Annotated in this window: 6 protein-coding genes; 5 read left to right on the top strand and 1 reads right to left on the bottom strand. The window is 42.1% G+C overall.

Annotation, left to right across the window (positions count from 1 at the left end; genetic code table 11):
• Positions 1–587: 587 nt before the first annotated feature.
• Positions 588–2,639 (top strand): transketolase, encoded by a 2,052-nt coding sequence (tkt, locus tag KFT32_RS19195; RefSeq protein WP_211748876.1) that lies wholly within the window; start codon positions 588–590, stop codon positions 2,637–2,639.
• A 137-nt stretch (positions 2,640–2,776) separates the two neighbouring features.
• Here tkt and KFT32_RS19190 read toward each other — a convergent pair whose 3' ends face one another.
• On the bottom strand, positions 2,777–3,676 hold the full coding sequence (locus KFT32_RS19190; RefSeq protein WP_211748875.1) for an NAD(P)-dependent oxidoreductase: 900 nt from the start codon (positions 3,674–3,676) through the stop codon (positions 2,777–2,779).
• 289 nt (positions 3,677–3,965) lie between these two features.
• Between KFT32_RS19190 and KFT32_RS19185 the strand changes: the two genes are divergently transcribed.
• The 4 genes from KFT32_RS19185 to KFT32_RS19170 all read left to right on the top strand — a co-directional run bounded on the left by KFT32_RS19185 (position 3,966) and on the right by KFT32_RS19170 (position 8,014).
• Positions 3,966–5,321, top strand: coding sequence for a glucose-6-phosphate isomerase (locus tag KFT32_RS19185; protein WP_211748873.1), 1,356 nt, complete (start codon positions 3,966–3,968; stop codon positions 5,319–5,321).
• Positions 5,322–5,514: 193 nt separating this feature from the next.
• Positions 5,515–6,147, top strand: coding sequence for a YigZ family protein (locus tag KFT32_RS19180; protein ID WP_211748871.1), 633 nt, complete (start codon positions 5,515–5,517; stop codon positions 6,145–6,147).
• A 3-nt stretch (positions 6,148–6,150) separates the two neighbouring features.
• Positions 6,151–6,732, top strand: a complete 582-nt coding sequence (locus KFT32_RS19175; protein ID WP_211748869.1) for a TetR/AcrR family transcriptional regulator — start codon at positions 6,151–6,153, stop codon at positions 6,730–6,732.
• Between the two features lie 214 nt (positions 6,733–6,946).
• Entirely contained in the window at positions 6,947–8,014 is a 1,068-nt protein-coding gene (locus tag KFT32_RS19170; protein ID WP_211748863.1) for a sulfate/molybdate ABC transporter ATP-binding protein, read from the top strand.
• Positions 8,015–8,079 lie beyond the last annotated feature (65 nt).

Raw genomic sequence — 8,079 nt, 5'->3', positions numbered from 1 at the left:
ATAATACCTTTAGTTGCTTCAATCAAGAGTATATATAGATCAAAATGGTTTAGTTTGTCTAGATATACTTTCGATTTATCGTTTTAATGAGTTGTGAAATTGATTTAACAACATAACAATTCCTTTCATTAATGTAAAAAAAAGAACCATTCCAGAATGTAAGCTGGAATGGTTCTTTTTTTAGAGATGATAGTCAAGTTGTTTCATTATGGATATGAAATGGAATTTTTTTGCTGTTTTAAAGTGCTTTGACAAGGCTAAAAGTAAATATAGGGATTCAATATTTAATTGAATCCCTAGCCTTTTTATGTACATATACTCTTCATTCATCAGAGGGTATGCTTTTCCTTATTGAGGAGATACTTTGGTGGATGCCTTTATGTGAAATTTCACGTAATGAATAAGAAGGCTATGGAAAAATAGCGGATGAAGTGTTACAATACTATTGAATAAGTCAAATTGAAACATTCAAGCGGATTAACTTGCTTTAAATTGATATTTTCTTTTTAGTGCAGTCGAAATCCCTGAGCGTAAGTCCGTTTGCTTATCCTGACATCTTTTTTTAGAGATTATGAGGAGGATGAAACATGACTGATCAACAAACGAAAGATCAAAGCATTCAAAAAGATGAAAATTTAACAATCGACAACTTGTCTATTACTACAGTTCGTACCTTAGCAATTGATGCAATTGAGAAAGCGAATTCCGGACACCCGGGTATGCCGATGGGTTCCGCACCGATGGGCTATCAATTGTTTGCTAAAACGATGAACCATAATCCAGAAAATCCAACTTGGATCAACCGCGACCGTTTTGTACTGTCTGCCGGACATGGATCCATGTTGCTTTATAGCCTTTTGCACCTGAGCGGATATGATCTTCCAATGGAAGAAATCAAACAATTCCGTCAATGGGGAAGCCTTACTCCAGGACACCCTGAGTTCGGTCACACTGCTGGTGTTGACGCAACAACAGGTCCACTTGGACAAGGGATTGCAATGGCAGTAGGTATGGCAATGGCTGAAGCTCAGCTGGGTGCTACTTACAATAAAGATAAATTTGACGTGGTTGACCACTTTACTTATGCAATTTGTGGTGACGGTGACCTTATGGAAGGTGTTTCTCACGAAGCAGCATCTCTGGCATCTCACTTGAAACTGGGTAAACTCGTAGTTCTTTATGATTCCAACGATATTTCCCTAGATGGTAAACTTGACCTTTCCTTCTCCGAAAGCGTTCAAAAACGTTTTGAAGGATATGGCTGGCAAGTGCTTCGCGTAGAGGATGGTAACGATCTTCCTGCGATCGAAAAAGCGATCAAAGAAGCACAAGCAGTATCGGATCGTCCAACACTGATCGAAGTGAAAACAGTGATCGGTTACGGTAGCCCGAACAAACAAGGTAAAGGTGGCCATGGCGGTACTCATGGATCTCCATTGGGTGCTGACGAAACAAAACTGACTAAAGAATATTACAAATGGGTATATGAAGAAGATTTCTTCGTTCCAGACGAAGTTCGTGCTCATTTTGCAAAAGTAAAAGAACGCGGTATTGAAGCCAATAAAGCTTGGGAAGCTAAATTTGCAGAATACAAAAAAGCTTACCCTGAACTTGCTGCTCAGTTTGAAACAGCAGTTAATGGCGACCTTCCAGAAGGTTGGGATCGTGACCTGCCGAAATACAGTGTAGAAGATAAAGCGGTATCTACTCGTGTAGCTTCCGGTAATGCACTGAACGGTCTTGCTCACAATGTTCTTAACCTGACAGGTGGATCTGCTGACCTTGAAAGTTCTACCATGACTCACTTGAACGATCTGGCTCAGTTCACTCCAGCAGATTATTCCGGTCGTAACATCTACTTTGGTGTTCGCGAATTCGGTATGGCTGCAGCAATGAATGGTATGGCACTGCATGGCGGCGTGAAAGTATTCGGAGGAACATTCTTCGTATTCACTGATTACTTGCGTCCAGCTGTTCGTTTGTCTTCCATCATGAAACTGCCAGTAACTTATGTTCTGACGCATGACAGTATCGCAGTTGGTGAAGACGGTCCTACCCATGAGCCGATTGAACAGCTTGCTTCGCTGCGTATCATTCCAGGTCTGACTGTAATTCGTCCAGCTGATGCGAACGAAACTTCCGCAGCATGGGCTTATGCAGTAGAGAACACTTCGAATCCAGTTGCCCTAGTGCTTACTCGTCAAAACTTGCCAATCCTCGCTGGTACAGTAGACGGCGCTCGCGAAGGAATCAAACGCGGTGCTTACGTTGTATCTGATGCGAAAGACGGTAAAGCGACAGCACAAATTATTGCTACAGGTTCTGAAGTTCAACTGGCTGTAAAAGCACAAGCAGCACTTGCTGAAGAAGGTATTTATGTTCGTGTTATCAGCATGCCAAGCTGGGATCTGTTCGAAAAACAAGATAAAGCATACAAAGATTCCGTTATTCTTCCAGACGTAAAAGCACGTCTTGCAGTAGAAATGGCTCAACCTATGGGCTGGGAAAAATATGTAGGCGATGCTGGTGATATTCTTGGAATTACGACGTTCGGTGCATCTGCGCCTGGCGATAGAGTAATGAAAGAATATGGCTTTACTGTAGAAAATGTAGTAAGTCGCGTAAAAGCGTTGCTGTAATTTGCTAAAATCCGGGTGCAAAGCAATCTAAAGGAACGATTACAGCGTGAATAAGGAGCGGCTTAGTACCCCGTATCATGCAAACAAAAAAGGGTGAAGCGACCAGAAGGCGCTTTACCCTTTTTCATCCTATTTAATTATGCAAGTGGTTTGCCGTTAATCTGTTGAGCTATATAAGCTTCATAGATCTTAACGACAGCTGATAAGTCTTCATCGCCATATCCATGTGCGGCACCGGACTGAAACATGCTTTTTGCGAGGTTCAGCATCGGTGTAGGGACTCCTGTGCTGTCTGTCAGGGAAGAAGCTAGCTTTAAATCTTTGAGCATGAGGGCGAGCGAAAATTGATTTGTAAAGTCATGATCAATGATTTTACGACCCTTCAGTTCAGCCGCTTTACTGCTGGCAGATCCTAACTGAACAAGATCCAAGAAGGCGTCGGCAGGAATACCTGATTTGGAAGCAATGGCGAAACCTTCAGCTAGGGCAACGTTGTTAATTCCAACGATGGTGTTATGGGCAAGTTTTGCTACTGCACCATTCCCATTTTCGCCCATCGGAATAACTTTTTTACCGAGTGTTTCAAATACATCCATTTGACTGTCGATGGTTTCAGTATCACCACCAACCATGAATACTAGAGAACCGTCTATGGCTGCTGGTTTGCTTCCCGTAACAGGTGCATCGAGAAAAGAACAATCGAGCGCCGTAGCATCTTCCGCAAGCTTTTTGGCAAGATCCGGGGAAATGGTACTGCAGTCGATAATGGTTGTACCGTCGATGACACCGGCAAACACACCATTCTCGCCATAATAAATGTCATTGATGGAAGCATCATTACTTACCATAGTTATAACTAGAGACTGGCCGTGAGCTGCTTCTTTCGGTGTTTTGGCTGCTACAGCGCCTTCTGCTACGAGCGGTTTGCATTTTTCAGAGGTCCGATTATATACAGTGACTTCATATCCTTTTTTAAGGAGATTGGAGGCCATGGGACCTCCCATGGTTCCTAGTCCGAGTACAGCAATTTTTTTCATGAAAAATTCTCACCTTTCCTTGTTTAATCAAACATTCATTAGGTCTTCATCATATCATGGAGACATAGACAAACCAAAAGGCTAAACTGTGAAGAGAATGAGTAGTGTAAATATACTCGGTCAGCAACCCACTAAGCTTGTCACGTTAGCGAAATTACAGTATTCTATTTCATAAGTGAAGGCACGGGTAATTTCGATAGAACGCATAATCCGGACAGTCGTAAGACAAGCTTTCAAGTGAGAACTGATTCTCGCTGACATTTAAGAAATTACAGGAGGTATTATAATCATGGCTAAAAAAGTAACTTTTGATTACAGTAAAGCTCTCGAATTTGTAGGACAACATGAAGTGGATTACTTGGCAGAACCAATTCGCCTTGCTCACGAGCAACTTCATAACGGTACAGGTACAGGTTCCGACTTCCTCGGTTGGATTGACCTTCCTACTAACTATGACAAAGAAGAATTCTCCCGTATTCAAAAAGCAGCTGCGAAAATTCAAAGTGACTCCGAAGTACTGATCGTAATCGGTATCGGCGGTTCTTACCTGGGTGCACGTGCAGCGATTGAAATGTTGACACACTCTTTCTACAATGAGCTGCCAAAAGATAAACGTAAAACTCCTGAAATTTATTTCGCAGGTAATAACATCAGCTCTACATATGTAAACCATTTGCTTGAGCTCGTTGAAGGAAAAGACTTCTCCGTAAACGTAATCTCTAAATCTGGTACAACTACAGAGCCAGCAATTGCATTCCGTATCTTCCGTGCTGCACTGGAGAAAAAATACGGTAAAGAAGAAGCTCGCAAACGGATTTACGCTACAACGGACAAAGCACGTGGTGCTCTCAAAAAACTGGCAACAGAAGAAGGTTATGAATCCTTCATTATCCCTGATGATGTAGGTGGACGTTATTCCGTACTGACTGCAGTAGGATTACTTCCAATTGCTACAGCAGGAATTAACATTGAAGAAATGATGCAAGGTGCGGCTGACGCTTCCAAAGAGTTTGCTAATCCGAACGTTGCAGAGAACCAAAGTTACCAATACGCAGCAGTGCGTAATGCACTGTATCGTAAAGGGAAAGGCACTGAAATTCTCGTTAACTACGAGCCATCTTTACACTTTGTATCCGAGTGGTGGAAACAGCTATTTGGCGAAAGTGAAGGAAAAGACTTCAAAGGAATCTATCCAGCATCCGTTGATTTCTCAACAGACCTTCACTCCATGGGACAATTCATTCAAGAAGGTAGCCGTAACATTTTCGAAACGGTGATTCAAGTAGAAGAAGTTCCAAGTCACATTTCCATTGAAGCAGATCCAGATGATCTAGACGGTCTGAATTTCTTGGAAGGTAAAACGATGGATTTCGTTAACAAAAAAGCATTCCAAGGTACACTTTTGGCACATACTGACGGTCAAGTACCAAATCTTATTGTAAATGTTCCAGATATGACTCCATATTCTTTCGGATATCTGGTATACTTCTTTGAAAAAGCATGCGGCATCAGCGGATACCTTCTGGGTGTGAATCCGTTTGACCAACCGGGTGTAGAAGCTTACAAAAAGAATATGTTTGCTCTTCTTGGCAAACCAGGCTATGAAGAAGAAAAAGCAAAACTTGAAGCAAGACTTTCTGAATAATGGTATGATCTGATAAAGATCATAAGTTTCATCAATATAGTAGAGCAATCAAGCTATCAGCAGGTTGTTTGAACATAAGAAGCAGTTCACCCGTATTTGGATGGACTGCTTTCTTAACAAATAGGAACCATATTACTTCTAAGAATAGAACACCTTACGGTGTTTTCTTCACATATAGAAAGGTAAGAGAGCAATGATTGAGCAGTACAGAACCGTTCGAGCCGCGGGGAATAAAGAAATTGTTATTAAGAAATCACGATTTATCGGTCATGTCATGCCAGTAAAGAATGAAGAGGAAGCAATCCAGTTTATTGAGGATATTAAGAAAAAGCACTGGAATGCCACTCATAATTGTTCAGCATATATGATTGGTGAACGAGATGAGATTCAGAAACAGTCGGATGATGGGGAGCCTAGCGGAACCGCAGGGAAACCAATTCTGGAGGTGATCAAAAATCAAGGACTGAAAAATGTCGCTATCGTCGTTACGAGATATTTTGGCGGTATTATGCTTGGTGCAGGTGGACTTATTCGTGCATACACGGATGGGGCTGTAGCCGCTATTGAGTCCGGGGAAGTCATAACGAATGTGTTACACCGGGAAGTTTTTGTTGAATTGGATTACACATGGCTAGGAAAAGTGGAGAATGAGCTGAGAAACAGGCAGGTACGTATGGGAGAAACCACATTTACTGACAAAGTCAGGCTGACATGTCTGCCGGTAGATCGTGAAGCAGAGCGATTCATTGATTTTATGACTGACTTAACACAAGGTCAATCTGTGATCACGGAGGGACAGCAGCTTTATTTTATTGAAGGAGAATAAGATATGGCTAGAAGAGCAGTGGAGCAGGAGTTGTCGAGAGAGCGTATTTTGGAAGCGGCCAGGCATTTGTTCGTAACAAAAGGCTATCGCTCTATTTCAATGCGCAGTATTGGTCAGCATTTAGGTTACAGTCATGGATCTTTATATTATCATTTCAAGGAAAAAGCAGAACTATTTTATGCCATTGTTGTAGAAGATTTTAATCATTTAGGGCAGTTACTCCTGCAGGCCATGGCTAAAGGCTCCAAGGATGGTCTTACCAAGCCAGAGCATGTCATGATGGAGTTTATACGTTTTGGTCTGCAAAATCCTTATCAATATGAAATTATGTTTATGATTCGTGATGAAGAGCTGCTTGCTTATTGTAGGGCAGAACAGAATCGTTGTTATGAGCTATTCGCCACCATTATCCGTTATCATATGAACAATAAGGACTACACTGACGAAGAACGGATGCAATTACCTCACAGTTTATTTCTATCCATTCACGGGTTCATCTCTTACTACATCCAAGACCGCTTACCTTTTGAAGAAGTCAGGGCCGAAGCATCTTCGCATGTGAAAATCATGTGTAATCGTCTATAAGCTTCCTTCACTCGGTACACATTACATCAAGTCACGCCTACATACTTCAAAGCGGTAAATCATCATAACGTTGCAATGTCATAACGGTAAATGACGAAAGTGTATGCTAGTCATCATATCCAGAAAAGATTGACGGAATCCCCCTATTTTTGGTAAAGTATCAAATAAAGTAATTCCTACCGAAATTATAGGGAATGTGATGGGGGATGGCGACATGCATGTGGAAGTCCGTGGTCTGAATAAACATTTTGGCAATTTTCATGCAGTTAAAGATGTTTCTTTTGATATAAAAAAAGGTCACCTCATTGGTTTACTTGGTCCAAGTGGAGGCGGGAAAACTTCCATTCTTCGTATACTGGCTGGGCTTGAAAATCCGGATGCAGGTGAAATCCGCTTGCATGGACAGCTTGTGAACCATCTTCCACCTCAAGAACGGGGAATTGGATTTGTATTTCAAAACTATGCTTTATTTAAACATATGACCGTGTTTGACAATATCGCTTTTGGACTTAAGGTGAAGAAGCAGTCCAAAGCACAAATTCGCGATCGGGTAATGGAACTAGTTGAGCTAACGGGTCTTAGTGGCTTTGAGAAGAGGTATCCTCATCAATTATCCGGAGGACAAAGGCAACGTGTTGCGTTTGCAAGGGCTCTGGCTCCTGAGCCTCAACTTCTCTTGCTTGATGAGCCCTTTGCTGCCATTGACGCCAAGATTCGGCACGAGCTAAGATCCTGGTTGCGTGAGCTCATTGAGCGGGTAGGCATTACGTCTATATTTGTTACGCATGATCAGGATGAAGCAATTGAAGTTGCTGATGAAATTATGATTATTAATCATGGTGCTCTGGAACAGAAAGGGACACCATGGGATATATACAAACAGCCGGAAACACCCTTTGTAGCCTCTTTTATTGGGGAATCCACTATTGTAGAGCATGCGAGAGAACTGAAGGGATTTGACCAGTTAACGGGTTCTGCTGTCGATGCTAAGGCGCTGATTCGTCCAGAGTATATTGAAGTAGGTCTGGGAAATGAATTTACGCTGTTATCGGCTACCGAACAAGGGACCGTTCGTGCCCTTCATTTCCGAGGCAGCGAGTGGCTTGTTGAAGTTATGATAGGTAATTATAAGCTGATCACGTATCGCTCTTTGGAGAAGGAGACCTTGTCCGTCGGGCAAGAAGTTCGTGTCCTCGTTCACCGGGCTTATCTTTTTAATGACCATGAGAACTGGATGGTCGAAAATCATCTGAAGAGTGATCCGATGCCAATATCCATATAGAATGGCTGCTATTACCCTGAACGTTCGATAACGTGCAGGGTTTTTTGTTTATTGTTTTTACAAAA

The organism is Paenibacillus sp. Marseille-Q4541 (genome assembly GCF_018310695.1).
In the GTDB taxonomy this organism is placed as follows: domain Bacteria; phylum Bacillota; class Bacilli; order Paenibacillales; family Paenibacillaceae; genus Paenibacillus.
The sequence above is the reverse complement of the archived record's forward strand: the minus strand, read 5'-3'. Positions and strand labels throughout refer to the sequence as shown.

Excerpts from the sequence above, each read along its gene's own strand:
- tkt (WP_211748876.1), top strand. The coding sequence starts at position 588 with ATGACTGATCAACAAACGAAAGATCAAAGCATTCAAAAAGATGAAAAT.
- KFT32_RS19190 (WP_211748875.1), bottom strand. The coding sequence starts at position 3,676 with ATGAAAAAAATTGCTGTACTCGGACTAGGAACCATGGGAGGTCCCATG.
- KFT32_RS19185 (WP_211748873.1), top strand. The coding sequence starts at position 3,966 with ATGGCTAAAAAAGTAACTTTTGATTACAGTAAAGCTCTCGAATTTGTA.
- KFT32_RS19180 (WP_211748871.1), top strand. The coding sequence starts at position 5,515 with ATGATTGAGCAGTACAGAACCGTTCGAGCCGCGGGGAATAAAGAAATT.
- KFT32_RS19175 (WP_211748869.1), top strand. The coding sequence starts at position 6,151 with ATGGCTAGAAGAGCAGTGGAGCAGGAGTTGTCGAGAGAGCGTATTTTG.
- KFT32_RS19170 (WP_211748863.1), top strand. The coding sequence starts at position 6,947 with ATGCATGTGGAAGTCCGTGGTCTGAATAAACATTTTGGCAATTTTCAT.